Raw genomic sequence first — 15229 nt, forward strand, 5'->3', positions numbered from 1 at the left:
CGGTTTTGCCTGCGACGGGGTGACCGTGCGCGGTTCCTCATGACCTTGGAGAGGCAATGAACTCTTATCCGCGCACTGCCATCGTCACCGGCGCCGATCGTGGCATCGGCAAGGCCACCGCCCTGGCACTGGCCCGGGATGGCTTCGACGTCGGCTTCACCTGGCACGACGACGAAGCCGGTGCCGCCGACACCGCCAGCCAGATCAAGGCGCTGGGACACGCAGCGCCTTCGGTGTGGCTGGACACCGCCGCACTGCCCACCTGCGCCCCGGCCGTCAATACTTTGGCCGGGGACTTGGGCGGTTTGGGTGTCTTCGTCAACAACGTGGGCGTGGGCCTGAATGCCGCCGTCGTGGACACCGAGCTGGCCGACTGGCAGCGGATCCTGGATACCAACCTCAACGGCGCATTCTTGTGCCTGCAGGCGGCCGCCAAACTCCTGATTGCGGGGAACACCGGTGGCCGGATTGTGGTGGTGACAAGTATTCACGCACAGCAGCCCAGATTCGGTTTCGGCGCCTACAGCACCTCAAAGTTTGGGCTCGAGGGCCTCACCCGGACCCTGGCGCTTGAACTCTCCGGGCACGGGATCACGGTCAACGCGGTTGCCCCTGGCGAAATAGCCACCCACCTGCCGCCGGAGGAAACCCGGCATGCACACCAGATCCCCCGCCCCGGGCTCCCCCTGGGCTATGCGGCAGTAGCCCAAGAAGTGGCAGACGTGATCGCGTTCCTGGCCTCGCCAGCGGCAAGCTATGTCACTGGCGCCAGCTGGGCGGTAGACGGCGGCATGTCCCAAATGGGGGCGCAGGCCAGCTCGCACCTGCCCGACAACGCCTGGCGTACCGCCACTGCGAAGGGCACCAGCGCGGGCCGCTGACACGGCGGGGTTACATCTTGGACTTGACCTTTGCGGTGGCCTTAGCCGTCCAGGGGTCCTCGGGCCAGGGGTGTTTGGGATAGCGTCCACGCATCTCGGCGCGAACCTGCGCGTAAGGACCCGCCCAGAACGAGGCCAGATCACCGGTGACGGCCAAGGTGCGCCCGGCCGGTGAGAGCAGATGGAACAGCACGGGCACCCTGCCATTGACAAGCCGGGGCGTGTCCGCCCAGCCAAAGCACTCCTGCAACTTCACGGCAACCACCGGGCGGCCGGCGTCGTCGCCCAGCTCAGGGTAGTCAAGGCGCACGTGCGAGCCGCTGGGCACGGCCAGGCGCTCCGGTACCAATTCCCCCAGACGGCTGGCCTCGGGCCACGGCAGCAACCTGCGCAGGGGCTCGGTGAGGTCCACCGAGGTGGCGGCCTTGCCCGCCGCAATCGCCTCGAGCTCGGGGGCCAACCAGTCTTGGAGGCGCCCCAAGAGGGCGGCATCGCTGACGTCGGGCCATGGCGCCCCCAGCTCACGGTGCACAAGCGCCAGCCGGCGTCGAAGGGAATCGGCAGCCGCAGACCAGTGCAGAAGCCCCAAACCCTGCGCCGTGAGGGCCGCCGCTACAGCGCTGCGGCCTTGCTGTGCGGTGGCCTTGACGGGGGTTGAGGCCAGCACGATGCCACCGAGCCGTCGCTCCTGCCGTGCAGTGACCCGGCCCTGGGCAAAAGTTGCCACCACGGAGTCGGTGGCCAGGTGGATGGCGGCTTGGTGGGCGGACTCCTCACTGGTGGGCGCCGCGGATCGGATCACGGCGCCCGTCCCGGCAGCGTCCCTGCCGTGGGCGCGGGATACTTCTGCCACCGCCAGCCACTCATGCCCCGCCAGTGCGCTGCCGGCGGGCAGGCCCGCGCGGGTGCCGGACGTCAACAGATACTGATTGCCGGCGCCGGGGACACGGCGTGCCACGCGGTCGGGGTAGGCCAGGGCGACGACGTACCCTAGCGACTCGCCCGCGGGCACGTCCGCCGACTGGTCAACGGATGGCTTGCCGGGCCGGGCAGCGGATACTTCCCGGCCCGCGATTACCTTCAGGCGCTTAACATCCTCTGTCCAGCGCCGCGAGCCGGGGTCCCTTCCGGATCGCATGGCAGCCAGCAATTTGGTGAGGTCGGCACCCGGCGCGCGGTGGTCCCCCAGCACCAGGGCCACGGCCTCTGCGGCCTTCTGCGGGCCGACGGCGGCCGCGCCGGCAAGGAGTGCCTTGGCCAGCCGCGGATCGGCGGGGATGCGGGACAACGTCTTGCCCAGTTCCGTGGCGTGGCCGTCTGATGCGACGGCACCCAGTTCGCGCAAGACCTCCACAGCAGCGGCCATGGCCGCCTTCGGAGGCGCATCAGGAAGCGCCAGTCCGGCCCCTTCCGGCGCACCCCAGCAAGCCAAGGTAAGGGCGGCGGCGCTGAGGTCTGCCACGGCAATCTCTGGTGTTGGGTGGGCGGGGGCTGCAGCGAACGACTTTTCGTCATAGCAACGCACCACCGTTCCGGGTCCCTGCCGTGCGGCCCGCCCGGCTCGCTGCACAGCAGACGCCCGCGAGCATGAGACGGTGACAAGGCCCTGCATGCCCCGGGCCGCGTCACGGCGAGGCTCGCGAGAAAGGCCGGAGTCGATGACCAGCCGCACGCCGGGAACCGTGAGCGAGGACTCTGCCAACGAGGTGGAGACGATGATCCGTGGCTGACCGCCCGGGCGAAGTCCGGATACAGCCTTATCCTGCTCCGCCGGGGCAACTTGGCCGTGCAATTCCAAAACTTCGACGCCAGGGTACCCGGGCGCCACCGCGTTCTTGCTACGAAGCCTGGCGGCTATGTGCCCCACCTCCCATGCTCCGGGGGCAAAAACGAGCGCATCAACGCCGGGATCCGCCACTAGGGCGGCGGTGTGGGCGGCCGTGGCAGTGTCCGCCATGTGGTCCAGAAAGTTCCTGTCTACACCCCGGTCAGTGAGTCGGGGCCGCGGCGCTGGCGCCCACTGAATCGAGAGGGGGAACAGCGCGGACGGGCAGTCAATAACGGGTGCCGGGGACCCGGCGTCGGACGTGGGCGCCGTTCCCAACAAGGCCGCGAAACGGTGAGCGTCCAGCGTGGCCGACATCGCCACCAGGGTCAGGTCTTCCCGGAGTTGGCGGACCTCGGTGAGCATGCCCACCAGCAGATCGGTTTCCAGGCCGCGTTCGTGGACCTCATCGAGCACCACGGCGCTCACGGCTTCCAGCCCAGGGTCGCCCAGGAGGCGCCGGAGCAGGATGCCGGGGGTGACGAATTCGACCAGGGTTTGGGGGCCGCTGTGACTCTCCCCGCGGACCGTGTAACCCACCTTCTCCCCCAGCGGACTGCCGTCAAGGTAGGCCAGCCGCCGTGCAGCGGACCGGGCCGCAACCCGGCGGGGCTGAGTGACAACAATCCGCTGGTGCGGTCCCTGCCCAGTTTTCGCGGCCAGGACATTGGCCAGCAACGGCGGCACCAGCGTGGTTTTTCCGGTGCCGGGAGGCGCCTGGACCACGGCAGCTCCCGAGGACCCGGGCCCACTAAGCGCCTGCGTGAGGGCGTCGAGGGAGTCGGCAAAAACCAACCCGGCACCAATGGTGCGCAGATCAAAAGGGGGGCGGCTTGTCACGAGCGGTCAGCCGATCTGCAGTTCGCCCATCTCACCCCAGGAATCGCCGTCCACCTTGCGGGACACGATCTTCGGTGTTGACACCAGCGCCGGGCGCATGGATTCCAGGCCGGCCTTGAAGTGGTCGCTGTTGACGTGTGCGCCGGCGGCGTCGTCGTCAAGGAACGCCTCAATCAGGACAAACTCGCGCGGGTCCTCCACGCTGCGGGACCAGTCAAACCACAGGTTGCCAGGCTCTGAGCGGGTCGCGGCGGTGAAGGGGCCCACAAGGTCCATGAACTGTTCGGTGTATTCGGGCTTGGTCTGGAATTTGACGACGATGAAGTACATGCCATCAGTCTATGGCAAGCGCTGTTACCAGCCCCGTTCCCGCCATTGCCCCAGGGAGGGGCGCTCGGCGCCCAGGGTGGTCTCGGCCCCGTGCCCTGGCAGCACCACCGCGTCGTCGTCATAGCGGTCAAAAAGGCGTTCCTGGACGTCATCGAGCAAGGAGGTGAACCGTGCCGGGTCGCCTTCGGTGTTTCCCACCCCGCCCGGGAAGAGCGAGTCTCCGCTGAAAATTAGGGTGGCACCGCCGACGTCGGCCAGAACGTACGCGATCGAGCCCGGGGTGTGGCCGCGCAACCCGATGCAGGAAAGCCGCAGGCTCCCGCCTGCAGCGGTGAGTTCGTCGCCGTCAACCACCGTCTGGTCTATGGCCACGCCCGTTCCGGCCTGGATACCCGAGGCATCCTCCACCCCTGAGACAGTCGTGGCACCGCTTGCCTTAACCAGGTCTGCGAGCGCCCGGACATGGTCCCAGTGCTGGTGTGTGGTGGCAATGGTTGTCAGTGTTGCCGGCACCTGGGCGTCGGCGGCCCCGTCAAGAAGCAGGGAGTTGATGGCGGCGATGTCGTCGGCGGCGTCGATGAGGATTTGCGCGCCTGTGTCCTTTTTGGTGATCAGGTAGACGTTGTTCGCCATCTCCGAGACCACGGCCCTGCGGACGGTGTAGTTGGGGAAGTCACGGAGCAGTGTTGAAGTCTCAGGCATGCCCTCAGCCTAGCGCCCGGCACTGCTGGGCTGAAGCGTCAGGCTCTATGAATGTTCATCACCCGGACACGGTGGCGGCCCCGGCGTGGCTCGCTATAGCCTTGAGCCAATCCCCCATCACCGCTTACCCTCGAGGACCCCACCATGATTACCCGTGCCGATGTTGACCAGGCCGCCGTCCGCATTGCCGGGCGAATCCGCACCTCCCCGCTGCTGAAACTGGACACCGCGCATTCAAGCGGTGATGTATGGCTCAAGTGTGAATTCCTCCAGCACACAGGCACGTTCAAGGCTCGTGGGGCCCTGAACCGGGTTCTGGCGTGTGCCGAACGCGGCGAACTTGACCCCGAGATCGGGATTGTGGTGGCCTCCGGAGGAAACGCCGGTCTCGCCAACGCCTACGCCGCCGCATCCATGGGTGTGCCCGCCACCGTGTTTGTGCCCTTGTCAGCACCGGCCGTGAAGGTCAACAAACTCAAGGCCGCTGGCGCCGTCGTAGTTCAAGAAGGCGGCGAATACGCGCAGGCGTACGACGCCGCCATTGCCTATACCGCCGAGACGGGCGCCGTCTATTGCCACGCCTACGACCAGCCCGAGATTGCTGCCGGTGCCGGCACCATAGGGACAGAGCTGCTGGACCAACTGGGATCTCTGGACACGGCGATCGTAGCAGTGGGCGGCGGCGGACTGATGGCGGGAATCGCGGCAGCACTTGAGGGTCATGCAAAGGTGGTAGCGGTGGAACCGGCCACGGCGCCAACCCTGCATGCGGCGCTCGCCGCTGGTGCACCGGTGGATGTTGGCGTCTCCGGTGTGGCCGCAGATTCGTTGGGTGCGCGCCAAATAGGCACCATCGGCTTCGAAGTGGCCGTGCGGACCGGCGTGCACAGTGTACTGGTCAGCGATGAGGACATCATCGCCGCACGGACCTTCCTGTGGGAGAACTACCGTATGGTTCTTGAGCACGGGGCCGCCGCAGCCTTCGCGGCGCTGCTCTCCGGGGCTTATAAGCCGGCCGACGGCGAACGGGTTGCCGTCATTCTGTGCGGCGCCAACACCGATCCGGCCGGGCTCTAGCTGCCCGGGGTCCGCGCGCGGCTGCTCTACCCCTCAGGACAGCACGTCCTTGGTGGCGAACCGGCCGTAGGCGAACGCCCCGAACACGGCAAGGTAGCCAAGCTGGAGCAAGGCGTTGCTGCCAAAGCTGCCCCACTCGATCGGTTGGCGCAGCAGATCGGCGAACCCCAACCAGTAGTGGCTGAACAGCCAGGGGTGCAGCCACGCCAGCTGCGGCAGCGCGTCCAGGACCTGGGCGGCGATGGCCAGCGCCACGGTCGCCGCCATGGCCCCGACCGGTACGTCCGTGAGAGTGGAAATGAACAGCCCTATGGCGCTCAGACCCAACAAGGAAACGCACACATAGGCGCCCACCAGCAGGATCCGGCCCTCGGCCACCCACGGACTCACCACGTCCCCGGACAACAGGGGCACCTGTCCCACCGGGAACAGCAGTAGGCCCGCCACCGTACCGGCCACAATGACGGAGGCGGTGGCGGCCACGGCGAAGACGGCGGCCCCCACATACTTCACCAGCAAAAGGCGGAACCTTCCGGCCGGCGCCACCAGCAGGTAGCGCAAGGTCCCCTGCCCCGCCTCACCGGCCACTGTGTCCCCGGAGGTCACGCCCACCGTCAGCGGCAGAAACAAGGGTGTGCACAGAACCAGCGCCGTCAGGACCACGAACAGCCCATTCTCGGTGATCCTGTCCAGAAACGCAGGACCCCGGCCGGGTGTGGTGGACCGCGTCAACCTCACGGCGACAGCGATCAGCACGGGGACGGCGGCCAGGGTGGCCAGCATGGCCGCGGTTCTGCGGCGGCGAAACAAGACGGATAGTTCCGAGGCCAGCAACGGCCACAGAGTACCCCGCTGCGGCGACGAATCAGCCGGTGTTGGGGTGGGCGCCGGTGACCCCGAGTCGGCGGCCTGCGGGTCACTGGGCAACGTCGAACCCCTCCCCCGTCAGTGCCACGAATCTGTCCTCCAGGCTGCCGGTGTCCACGCTGAAGCCTCGCACCCGCACCCCGTCCGCCACCAAGGCCGCCACAATGGCCTCGGGGACAAGATGGTCCGCTGGCAGCGCCGCCGTCACCGTACTGTCAAAACCAGTGTCAGCAACACCTTCGCCGTCAATACCGGCGTCGGGGACCAGTCCCAGACGGGCCAGGACCGACTTGGCGGCACCGGCGTCGGGCGTCAAGACCGTAGCCGTTCGTTTGCCTTCACCGCGAAGCTGCGCAAGGGTTCCCTGGGCCACCAGCGAGCCGGCCCGCATGATGGCCGCGTGGGTGCAGATCTGTTCCACTTCCGCCAGCAGGTGGCTGGAGACGAACACGGTGGTGCCCCCGGCGGCTAGCGACCGTATGAGGTTGCGAACCTCTCTGGTGCCCTGTGGGTCCAGGCCATTGGTGGGCTCATCAAGCACCATCAGTTCACGGGGCCGCAGTAGGGCGTTGGCCAGGCCCAGGCGCTGCTTCATGCCCAGAGAATAGGCCTTGACCTTCTTCGAGGCCGCCGGGGATAAGCCCACCCTCTCCAACGCCTGCCCCACGCGCGCCTTGCGGCTTGCCCTGGGTGCGTGCGGGTCTGCGCTGTCCAGGCGAAGGAGGTTGTCCCGGCCGGAGAGAAACGGGTAGAACGCCGGCCCCTCCACGAGTGCCCCCACCCGGGGTAGCACGGCATCGAGCTCGCGCGGCATGGGCCTCCCCAGTACCGCGGCGGTCCCACTGCTGGCCGCGGCAAGTCCCAGCAACATGCGAATGGTGGTGGTCTTACCGGAGCCGTTGGGCCCCAGAAAGCCAAACACTGCACCGGTCGGGACGTCCAGATCCAAACCGTTCACGGCCGTTTGCGCGCCAAATTGCTTGGTGAGGGTGTGGGTTTCTATGGCGAATTGGCCACTCACTGGCTGGCCGCCGCTGCCTGCAGCGCGGCCAGCGGCACGGCACCGACGAACAGGCGGCCGTCGGTGGTGACAAGCGCGGTGAACAAGCTGGTCTCCAACACCCGCCCACCGGGCACGTCCTGGAGCAACTGTGCCAGGGCTGCTGAGTCCAACAACGACGCCTGGACTGAGCCGGCAGGGGTAGCAACGATGGTAGCCCAGCCGGTGCCCGACGTTGTGGGGTCGGCTGGGAGTTGCGGGCCCGCCGGGGTGGCGGGCAGAGTCTTCAGGGGCGAGGTCCGGGCTGGCACTGCCATCTGGGTGACGGTGGCACCCGGCGGGGGCGTGAACAAGAAGGTCGACGCCGGCGGCGCGGTCAGGTCAATGCTGGTGAAGGCAACAGAAAGGGCGACACCGTCGCTGCCCTTAGCCTGAACCGAGACACTCAGCGGCAACCCAGTAGCTGCGTCCACGGCGATCCGCACCTCACCCACCAAGGTGGCGGAGGTGCGCGGGGTCAGAAGAAGCTGGTAGGCGTCACGTCCGGCCACGCTGAGGGACGGCCCAGTGGACACGTCTGTGGACGGATCCAGATTGCTCAGGATCGTTGCCGCCAGTTGGGCTGGGGTCGCCACGGGTGAATCGGGTGTGGGTACCATTGGTGCTTTGCTGGCCAATGGCAGGGTGTCTGGCCCTACGTAACCGGGCAACTTGGGTGTGGTGGCATAGGGTGCCGGGGCCGTGGTTGGCAGGGTCAGACTCGTTGCCGTGTTGGTGGCCGAGTTGTAAGTCCACACGCTGTTGCCATGCCTGACCACGTCCTGCTCGGCCAGGGTGTTCATGAGCTGCACGCGCTGGTTTGTGGCGCCGTCCAGATAAACGCGCACAGTTTGGGGCGAGGTCAGCAGCCCCAACAGCTGATCCATCGCTGCACCGGAGGGACTATCCGAGGATGCTCCGGCGCCCATCGCGGGCAGTTGCGGAAGACCCAGGTCAACGGTTTCCGCAACGGTGCCCGAGAGTGCCTGCACCTTGCTCCCTGCCACCAGCGCCATAACCTGCTCGGGGGTCTTGGCGGGCAGGGAAACAGGTGCCGTGGCCTGAAGCGGCCCGGCTAGTACCACGGCGGCGACCACCACCGGCATTGCTGCCGCAGGCATCCACCGCAGCCAGCGGCTGCTCATGGCAACGCGGCCCGCACGGGATTACGCATATTCTCAGCTTACGCCCGGGCCCCGCTGCGGGAGCCAGGAATGTGTCGTTGACTTTTGCATAGGCTTGCAAGGTCAGCCTGTTGCGGGGGTTGTAGTGTGGTTCGCATGGGACGTAGAAGAATTTTTTGGTCGTCGTGGCTTCTGACGCGTGTGGTCTTTTCCGCGGGCGTGCTGACCCTTTTGACGTCCATTCTCAGGCTGGTGACCGGAGACGGCTGGGGCTGGTGGCTGGGCCTGGTGACCGGCGCGGCACTACTGGCCTTGTCCACCCGCGGGCCCTGGGATGCTGCCGACAGTGGCCGCAACCGTTCGGTCCTTGGTTTCACGGCACGTGAGCAATCACGTGACCACAAGTCCCGCTAGGCCGGAGGCTATGCCCACCATCGCCGTCGTCATCCCCTCGCGCAATGATGCACCGATGCTGCAGTTATGCCTTGCCCACCTGGCTGCACAGTCCCGGCCTGCTGACCGGATCATCGTGGTGGACAACGGAAGCACGGACAACACCGCGGAGGTTTGCGCCGCCGCAGGTGTCCATCGAATCTACTGGGACGTACCGGGGGTTGCGGGCGCCTCGGCATTCGGCTTTGATGCCGCCGGAACCGACATCCTGGCCCGGATTGATGCCGACTCCCGCCCCGCACCGAACTGGCTGGCCAGGGTCGAGGCGGATTTGGGCGCTTCCGGAGCGTTGTCGCTGGTGACGGGCCCCGGGGATTTCTATGGGGCCTCCGCGCTGATCTGTTGGCTGGGGCGCACCCTGTACTTGGGCGGATACTTTCATGTGGTGGGATTCCTGCTGGGCCATTCACCCGTTTTTGGCTCCAACTACGCCATGACGGCCGATGTCTGGGCACGCCTCTCGCCGGCCGTGACCCGGGATAAGCCGGCCCTGCACGACGATCTGGACGTCTCCTATCTGCTGCGCCCCGATATGAGCGTGGTCTACGACGCCGGCCTGCGCATGGCGGTCTCGGCCCGCCCCTTTGAATCGTGGAGCTCCCTGGGACGGCGGCTGGTCATGGCCTGGGACACGTTTGTGCATGAGTTCGCTACCGAACACCCACTGCGACGCCGTGCAATCCGGCGCCAGTGGGCCCGCGCCCACCTCCGCTGACAGGAGTGTGGCCTCGCCCTTACGGTTTTGCTGTGGCGAACAGCGCCAGCAGATCCCGGCTCAATTGGTTCGGGGAAGTCTCGCAAGGGCTGTGCCCGGACCGGTAGACGGCCAGTGTGGCGCCCAGGGAGCGGGCAAACTCGACGTGCAGGCTGGTGGGCCACAAATCGTGCTCACCGACGGCCACCAGTTTGGGCACGGACGCGGTGGACAGGGGAACGCTGAGGTCCGGGTTGTGTTTCATCAATTCCACAATGTCGCGCACAGATTGTCTGCGGGTGAGCTTAAGCCTGTCCTTGACAAAGCCCAGCCGCCCGGGCGGGACCGGAATAAAGTTGCGTTTGATGCCCCAAATCATCAGGGCGGCACCGACGCGTCCGTTGGCCAGCCCGGACACGGAACCAATCCTGCTGACGCCCCGGAAACTCTGCCCAGCCAGTGGCGGGCAGCTGAGAAGTGTCAGGCTGGCAAATCGTCCGGGCTCCCGGGCAAAAGCCAGCCCTGCCACAGTTCCGGCAAAGGAATAGCCCACCACATGCGCCGGTCGTCCCAGTTCACTGAGTACGGCCAAAAGGTCATCGACGAACAAGTCCAAGTCGTAGTGCTCCCGTGGCGGGTCAAGGTGTTCGGGCCCGGCTCCAGAGGATTCGTACTGGCCAGCCAAGTCGAAGCTCACGGTGTAGAAGCCGGCGGCAGCCAAGATGGGCATCATCAGCACAAAGTCTTCCTTTGAACCGGTTGCGCCGGGCACCAGCACCACGGGAGGCGCTTCGGGGGCGCCGCAGCTGATGAGAGCCAGCTGTCCGCTGGGTGCGGCAAAGTTGGTGGCCACAATGCCTGGCGGGAGGATCGCCCAGTCAAAATCCGGCAACTGGGAGTCAGCGGTCTCTGCCTCGTCCATCACATGCTCCCGGGAGGCTCCCACCTCGGCCGGCGCACTGAAGGTGGGTTCGTCGTCGTCGTTCCCGCGGGCTACCTCAAAGACCATAGCCGCACCTCCGCTACGCATTGTTGACGGGCGCCAGAACCATCCAGCTACGCCGTCACCTTGGTTATAAAGGATTGTAGGCGCCGATAGACCTCCTGGGATTCGGGATAGCGAAAGTTTTGCTGCCAGGTGTGTTCGGTGTTGGCGTTCTCCCAGCCATAAACGATCGAATCGACGGGCACCCCGTGCGCAGAGAGCCGCTTGATGAAACTCATGTTCGACGCGTAGAAGAAGTCGCGTTCGGAGGTGGAGATAAACACCGGCGGGCACCGCGAGTCCAGCCATTCGATGGGAGACATGTAGTGGGCGGCCTCGCGCAACGTGGCGAGCCGTTGCTTGCCTGTGGTCTTGCGCTGACGCCTACCGCCACGGGTCCCATCCCGGGGAAGAAGCATCCGGATGAAGTTCAAGCTCATGACGAAGCCCTTGTCAAAGAACACCGAAAAGTCCACGATGCTGCAATGCTGCACCAAGCCCCGCACATGGCCCAGTTCAAGGGCCGGGGCGAATCCGTGGTGCTGGGCCAATTCCGGTTGGAAGGTGGCAGCGGCCATGAGGGCGGCAATTTGACCGCCGGCAGAGTCACCGCCGAGCACAATCCGCTGCCGGTTGCCGCCATAGTCGCCAATATTCTCCTGCACCCATGCCAGCGCGGCGTTAGCGTCCTCCAGCACGTGACCCAGGTGGAAGTGCGGCGCCATCCTGTAGTTGACATTGACCACCACTACTCCGGCGGCTGCCTGCCCTGCACAGTATTTCGTCAGGGCGGCCTTGTCCCCTGACGTCCAGCCACCCCCGTGGTAGTAAACGTAGACGGGCAGCTCGTTCATAGCCCGGTCAGCCCCGGCCGGGGTTAGGACGTCCAGGCGGTGCCAGCGGATTCTGTCGCCCACAAAATCAATGTCATGCCAATACCTGACACCGGTGATGGGATCAACGTTGAAGCGGCGCAACTCCCCGCTGCTGACGGCATTCATGAGTAGCCGCCACGCCCACACCGGCACCCGGCTCAACACGCTTCTGGCGCGACGTCCCCAGGAAAACACCGGCCTGGACGCCGCTGGACCCGGCTCAATCATGGCCCAACACTACGCCGAGGAACTGGGACGGGGCTAAGAGATGGGCTCCGGACTCTTGTTCTGCCCATCGGATAGGGTCGGTGGATGAGCTCGCAAGAGAAAGTCATGGCCGACACTGGTTCTACTGCCGAGTTCTCCGGCAAGTACGTGGCGAAACGGGTCCTCGCCAAATTCGGTTCCGACGGTTGCACCGACATGGCCGCGACGCTGACCTACTACGGTATTTTGTCGCTGTTTCCCGCCATCTTGGCCCTGGTTTCGATTGTTGGCCTGGTGGGTCAGGCCGAACAAACTACCGCCGCCATGCTCGACTTGGTGGGCAGACTCACCGACAATGCCGTGGTGGAGACCATTAGGGCTCCGGTGGAGCAATTGAGCCGCTCTTCGGCGGCGGGGTGGACGTTGGCCTTGGGCCTGGTGGCCGCTCTTTGGTCCGCGTCAGGATATGTTGGCGCCTTCAGCCGGGCCCTCAACAGAATTTATGGCGTCACCGAGGGCCGGCCCGTCTGGAAACTGCGCCCGGCACTTCTACTTGTCACCTTGCTGGCGGTCCTCATCGTGGCAGCCATCGCCCTACTGCTGGTAATTTCCGGGCCCATCGCCCGCGTCCTGGGTGACGCGCTGGGGTTTGGGGATGTAACCGTCACGGTGTGGGACATCGCCAAGTGGCCAGTGGTGGCCATCCTGGCCGTGGTGCTCATCGCCGTTTTGTACCACTTCACACCCAACGTCAAGACGCCCAAGTTCCGCTGGATCAGCGTTGGCGCATGCGTGGCCCTAGTCGCGCTGACAGTTGCCTCGGCGGGGTTCGGCGTCTATGTGGCCAACTTTTCCAAATACGAGAAAACCTACGGAACCATCGCCGGGATGATCGTGTTGCTGTTGTGGCTATGGATCGTGAACCTCAGCCTGCTCCTGGGCGCCCAGGTGGATGCCGAGCTCGAAAGGTATCGGGAGCTGCGCGCTGGAATCAAGGCCGAGGTGCAGGTGCAGCTTCCCCCGCGCGACATCGAAGCCAGCCTGAAGAAGCGCGAAAAGGAACGCCAACTCATTGCCGAAGGAAGAGAGCTCCGGCAAAATTTCCATTCACCCGCCCCTGCAGTGGCAGCTGCCGCCCCGAAATTGCACCTGCTGTGGTGGGCCGCTGGCGCAGGCACTGCCTTGGCCGCCGTCGCCCTTGCCAGGCGAGGCAAAAAGCAAGCATTCCCACGCCGTACAGATTGAGGACCAGCCATGAATCATTTTGACCTTGTCATCATCGGCACCGGATCGGGGAACTCCATCCCCGGTCCCGAGTTGGAACACGTGAAAATTGCCATCGTGGAGGACAACCTTTTCGGCGGGACCTGCCTGAACGTGGGCTGCATACCCACCAAAATGTTCGTCCACCCTGCCGAACTGGCCGATGCCTCCAGGCACGGGCGCGGCTTGGGCATCACCTCCCACCTGGACGCCGTGGACTGGCCCGGAATCCGGGACCGGATCTTTGGCCGGATCGACGCCATCGAGGCGGCCGGGCGCGCCTACCGCGAGGGCCCTGAGTGCCAGAACATCACCGTCTTTTCGGGCCACGGGCGCTTCACCGCACACAAATCGCTGACCATTGCCATGAACGACGGCGGCACCGAGGTCATTACCGGCGCAAGGTTCGTGCTGGCGGCCGGCTCACGCGCCGTCGTCCCCGAGATCGCCGGACTGGCGCATGGCCAGGTGCCGTTCCATACCTCCGACACCATCATGCGGATTGAGCGTCTGCCCGCCAGCATTGCGATCCTTGGCGGAGGTTTCATCGCTGCCGAGTTTGCCCACGTGTTCTCCTCGTTTGGCGTGGCAGTGACACAGATCGTGCGCGGGCCGGCCATGCTCCGGCACCTGGATGGCGACATATCCCAACAATTCACCCGGGAAGCCGCCTCACGGTATGAGGTGCTGCTGGAGACAACGGTGGAGGTCGCCAGGAGTGGGGGTTCCGGCGTCGAACTCGAGGTCAATGGGCCCACAGGGCAGGAGACCATTGCGGCCGAGATGCTCTTGGTCGCCACGGGCCGACGCCCCAACAGCGACACCCTAGGGGTGGAGGCAACAGGGGTGGCTGTCGACAACGACGGTCGGGTGCGGGTCGATGAGTACCAACGCACCACGGCGGAAGGAATTTTTGCGTTGGGTGATCTTTCCAGTGCCCACCAACTCAAACATGTGGCAAACCATGAGGCCCGCGTGGTCAAACACAACCTCCTGCACCCCGACGCGATGATGGCCGCAGACCACCGTTTCATACCAGCAGCCGTCTTTGCCGATCCACAAATTGCCTCGGTGGGGCTTAGTGAGGAGGAGGCGATCCAAGCCCAACGCCCTCACGTCGTCAAGGTCCAAAAGTATGCGGACATCGCCGCAGGCTGGGCCAGGGAGGATAGGGGGCACTTCCTGAAAGTGATCGCCGATCCCGCAACAGGGCTGCTCCTGGGAGCCCACGTCATCGGTCCGGAAGCGGCCACGGTGATCCAACCGCTGATCCATGCCATGTCCTTTGGGCAAAGGGCTCACGATGTTGCCCGCGGACAGTACTGGATCCACCCGGCATTGAGCGAACTTGTGGAGAATGCCCTTCTTGGTCTCCCCGAACCGAGCGCTGAGTAACCCGGGTTAGAGGTCTATCAATAGGCGGCCGTCAAGAGAGCATCTCGGCGGGCATGGGATTTCAGTTACCTGTGTTGACCCGATCTTAGGGTTCTGTTTAGAATACATTTTCTAGTAAATATATTCTAAAAACTCTTCCGTTGGTGGTGGATCGGGCCTAAAATTGGGGTATGGGTACCGCCGATCGGCCCGGTAGCAGGAGGGTTTCCACCCCGTCCGGGTCAGCGTTTTTGGATCATGGCCCCGGGCTTGGCTCGGGGGTAGTTGGTGGAGGTTCTCTTCCCGGCGATGACTGCGGGGATGTCTATGGCGATGACGTGGTGATGGCCCGGCTGGTGGCTAGTGATCCGTTTGCTGATGATCCGATGATGCTTAATGTCACGTGGGTGGGTCCGTCGCGGGAGATTTCCGCGGAGGAATGGGCGGATTTGTTTCTGCCCTCTAGTCCTGTGTCGGGGCAAGGGACAGCAACACCAATCGTGACAGCAACACCAATAGTGACAGCGACACCAATAATGGAGTCGTTGCCGGCCACGTTGCCGGCCACGTTGCCGGTGCCGGACACGTTGCCATTGCCGGTGGCTTTGCCGGTGTTGTTGTCCGGGGTGGGTGAGGTGTCTAGGGTTGCGGTGATTCGGGCTTCGGTTCCCGATCACCCCAAGGCGCCCCGGA

At 65.2% G+C, this 15229-nt stretch carries 16 protein-coding genes; 8 read left to right on the forward strand and 8 right to left on the reverse strand.

Translation table 11 applies throughout. The annotated features are described in order from the left end of the window. Positions 1 to 56: 56 nt before the first annotated feature. Positions 57 to 881 carry an SDR family oxidoreductase gene (locus tag CXQ94_RS16260; protein WP_104091618.1) on the forward strand — a complete coding sequence of 275 codons (825 nt, stop codon included), beginning with the start codon at positions 57 to 59 and terminating at the stop codon, positions 879 to 881. A 10-nt stretch (positions 882 to 891) separates the two neighbouring features. Here the strand turns inward: CXQ94_RS16260 and hrpB are convergent, their stop codons facing one another. Genes hrpB through CXQ94_RS16275 form a run of 3 tightly spaced genes read right to left on the reverse strand, consistent with a single transcriptional unit; the run spans position 892 to position 4578 of the window. Next, a complete protein-coding gene (gene hrpB / locus CXQ94_RS16265; RefSeq protein ID WP_104091619.1) occupies positions 892 to 3546 on the reverse strand; it encodes an ATP-dependent helicase HrpB in 2655 nt (884 codons plus the stop codon). 6 nt (positions 3547 to 3552) lie between these two features. Then, positions 3553 to 3876 (reverse strand): putative quinol monooxygenase, encoded by a 324-nt coding sequence (locus CXQ94_RS16270; protein ID WP_104091620.1) that lies wholly within the window; start codon positions 3874 to 3876, stop codon positions 3553 to 3555. A gap of 24 nt (positions 3877 to 3900) precedes the next feature. Beyond that, on the reverse strand, positions 3901 to 4578 hold the full coding sequence (locus CXQ94_RS16275) for an MBL fold metallo-hydrolase (protein WP_104091621.1): 678 nt from the start codon (positions 4576 to 4578) through the stop codon (positions 3901 to 3903). 144 nt (positions 4579 to 4722) lie between these two features. Here CXQ94_RS16275 and CXQ94_RS16280 point away from each other — a divergent pair, with 144 nt between their 5' ends. After that, a complete protein-coding gene (locus tag CXQ94_RS16280) occupies positions 4723 to 5655 on the forward strand; it encodes a threonine/serine dehydratase (RefSeq protein ID WP_104091622.1) in 933 nt (310 codons plus the stop codon). A gap of 33 nt (positions 5656 to 5688) precedes the next feature. Here the strand turns inward: CXQ94_RS16280 and CXQ94_RS16285 are convergent, their stop codons facing one another. From CXQ94_RS16285 to CXQ94_RS16295, 3 genes are all read right to left on the reverse strand, one after another. After that, positions 5689 to 6498 (reverse strand): ABC transporter permease, encoded by an 810-nt coding sequence (locus CXQ94_RS16285; protein WP_258067134.1) that lies wholly within the window; start codon positions 6496 to 6498, stop codon positions 5689 to 5691. A 73-nt stretch (positions 6499 to 6571) separates the two neighbouring features. Continuing rightward, complete coding sequence (locus CXQ94_RS16290; protein WP_104091623.1) at positions 6572 to 7543, reverse strand: ABC transporter ATP-binding protein; 972 nt, start codon at positions 7541 to 7543, stop codon at positions 6572 to 6574. Next, positions 7540 to 8706: a hypothetical protein gene (locus CXQ94_RS16295; RefSeq protein WP_104091624.1), complete on the reverse strand. Its 1167-nt coding sequence runs from the start codon at positions 8704 to 8706 to the stop codon at positions 7540 to 7542. The genes CXQ94_RS16290 and CXQ94_RS16295 overlap by 4 nt, the downstream gene beginning before the upstream one ends. Before the next feature lie 135 nt (positions 8707 to 8841). On the opposite strand from CXQ94_RS16295, the gene CXQ94_RS16300 reads away from it, so the two are divergent. Beyond that, on the forward strand, positions 8842 to 9099 hold the full coding sequence (locus tag CXQ94_RS16300; protein ID WP_181034256.1) for a hypothetical protein: 258 nt from the start codon (positions 8842 to 8844) through the stop codon (positions 9097 to 9099). 10 nt (positions 9100 to 9109) lie between these two features. After that, on the forward strand, positions 9110 to 9853 hold the full coding sequence (locus CXQ94_RS16305) for a glycosyltransferase family A protein (RefSeq protein WP_104091626.1): 744 nt from the start codon (positions 9110 to 9112) through the stop codon (positions 9851 to 9853). Between the two features lie 19 nt (positions 9854 to 9872). Here CXQ94_RS16305 and CXQ94_RS16310 read toward each other — a convergent pair whose 3' ends face one another. Beyond that, positions 9873 to 10754, reverse strand: coding sequence for an alpha/beta fold hydrolase (locus CXQ94_RS16310; protein ID WP_104091651.1), 882 nt, complete (start codon positions 10752 to 10754; stop codon positions 9873 to 9875). 134 nt (positions 10755 to 10888) lie between these two features. After that, a complete protein-coding gene (locus CXQ94_RS16315) occupies positions 10889 to 11818 on the reverse strand; it encodes an alpha/beta hydrolase (protein WP_104091627.1) in 930 nt (309 codons plus the stop codon). On the opposite strand from CXQ94_RS16315, the gene CXQ94_RS22685 reads away from it, so the two are divergent. The 4 genes from CXQ94_RS22685 to CXQ94_RS22910 form a co-directional block, all read left to right on the forward strand. Beyond that, positions 11817 to 11957, forward strand: a complete 141-nt coding sequence (locus CXQ94_RS22685; RefSeq protein ID WP_181034257.1) for a hypothetical protein — start codon at positions 11817 to 11819, stop codon at positions 11955 to 11957. The two genes, CXQ94_RS16315 and CXQ94_RS22685, sit on opposite strands and share 2 nt — an antisense overlap. A 47-nt stretch (positions 11958 to 12004) precedes the next feature. After that, positions 12005 to 13144 (forward strand): YihY/virulence factor BrkB family protein, encoded by a 1140-nt coding sequence (locus CXQ94_RS16320; protein WP_104091628.1) that lies wholly within the window; start codon positions 12005 to 12007, stop codon positions 13142 to 13144. Positions 13145 to 13153: 9 nt separating this feature from the next. Beyond that, positions 13154 to 14557 (forward strand): mycothione reductase, encoded by a 1404-nt coding sequence (locus tag CXQ94_RS16325; RefSeq protein WP_104091629.1) that lies wholly within the window; start codon positions 13154 to 13156, stop codon positions 14555 to 14557. Between the two features lie 170 nt (positions 14558 to 14727). Then, the coding region (locus CXQ94_RS22910; protein ID WP_219817071.1) for a hypothetical protein at positions 14728 to 15229 on the forward strand (502 nt) is incomplete at its 3' end.

The organism is Arthrobacter sp. GMC3 (genome assembly GCF_002929305.1).
In the GTDB taxonomy this organism is placed as follows: domain Bacteria; phylum Actinomycetota; class Actinomycetes; order Actinomycetales; family Micrococcaceae; genus Specibacter.

Bases quoted from the DNA above. Each gene is read 5' to 3' on its own strand.
- CXQ94_RS16260 (WP_104091618.1), top strand. From the start codon at position 57: ATGAACTCTTATCCGCGCACTGCCATCGTCACCGGCGCCGATCGTGGC.
- CXQ94_RS16270 (WP_104091620.1), bottom strand. From the start codon at position 3,876: ATGTACTTCATCGTCGTCAAATTCCAGACCAAGCCCGAATACACCGAA.
- CXQ94_RS16275 (WP_104091621.1), bottom strand. From the start codon at position 4,578: ATGCCTGAGACTTCAACACTGCTCCGTGACTTCCCCAACTACACCGTC.
- CXQ94_RS16280 (WP_104091622.1), top strand. From the start codon at position 4,723: ATGATTACCCGTGCCGATGTTGACCAGGCCGCCGTCCGCATTGCCGGG.
- CXQ94_RS16295 (WP_104091624.1), bottom strand. From the start codon at position 8,706: ATGAGCAGCCGCTGGCTGCGGTGGATGCCTGCGGCAGCAATGCCGGTG.
- CXQ94_RS16300 (WP_181034256.1), top strand. From the start codon at position 8,842: ATGGGACGTAGAAGAATTTTTTGGTCGTCGTGGCTTCTGACGCGTGTG.
- CXQ94_RS16305 (WP_104091626.1), top strand. From the start codon at position 9,110: ATGCCCACCATCGCCGTCGTCATCCCCTCGCGCAATGATGCACCGATG.
- CXQ94_RS16310 (WP_104091651.1), bottom strand. From the start codon at position 10,754: ATGGACGAGGCAGAGACCGCTGACTCCCAGTTGCCGGATTTTGACTGG.
- CXQ94_RS22685 (WP_181034257.1), top strand. From the start codon at position 11,817: ATGAGTAGCCGCCACGCCCACACCGGCACCCGGCTCAACACGCTTCTG.
- CXQ94_RS16315 (WP_104091627.1), bottom strand. From the start codon at position 11,818: ATGAATGCCGTCAGCAGCGGGGAGTTGCGCCGCTTCAACGTTGATCCC.
- CXQ94_RS16320 (WP_104091628.1), top strand. From the start codon at position 12,005: ATGAGCTCGCAAGAGAAAGTCATGGCCGACACTGGTTCTACTGCCGAG.
- CXQ94_RS16325 (WP_104091629.1), top strand. From the start codon at position 13,154: ATGAATCATTTTGACCTTGTCATCATCGGCACCGGATCGGGGAACTCC.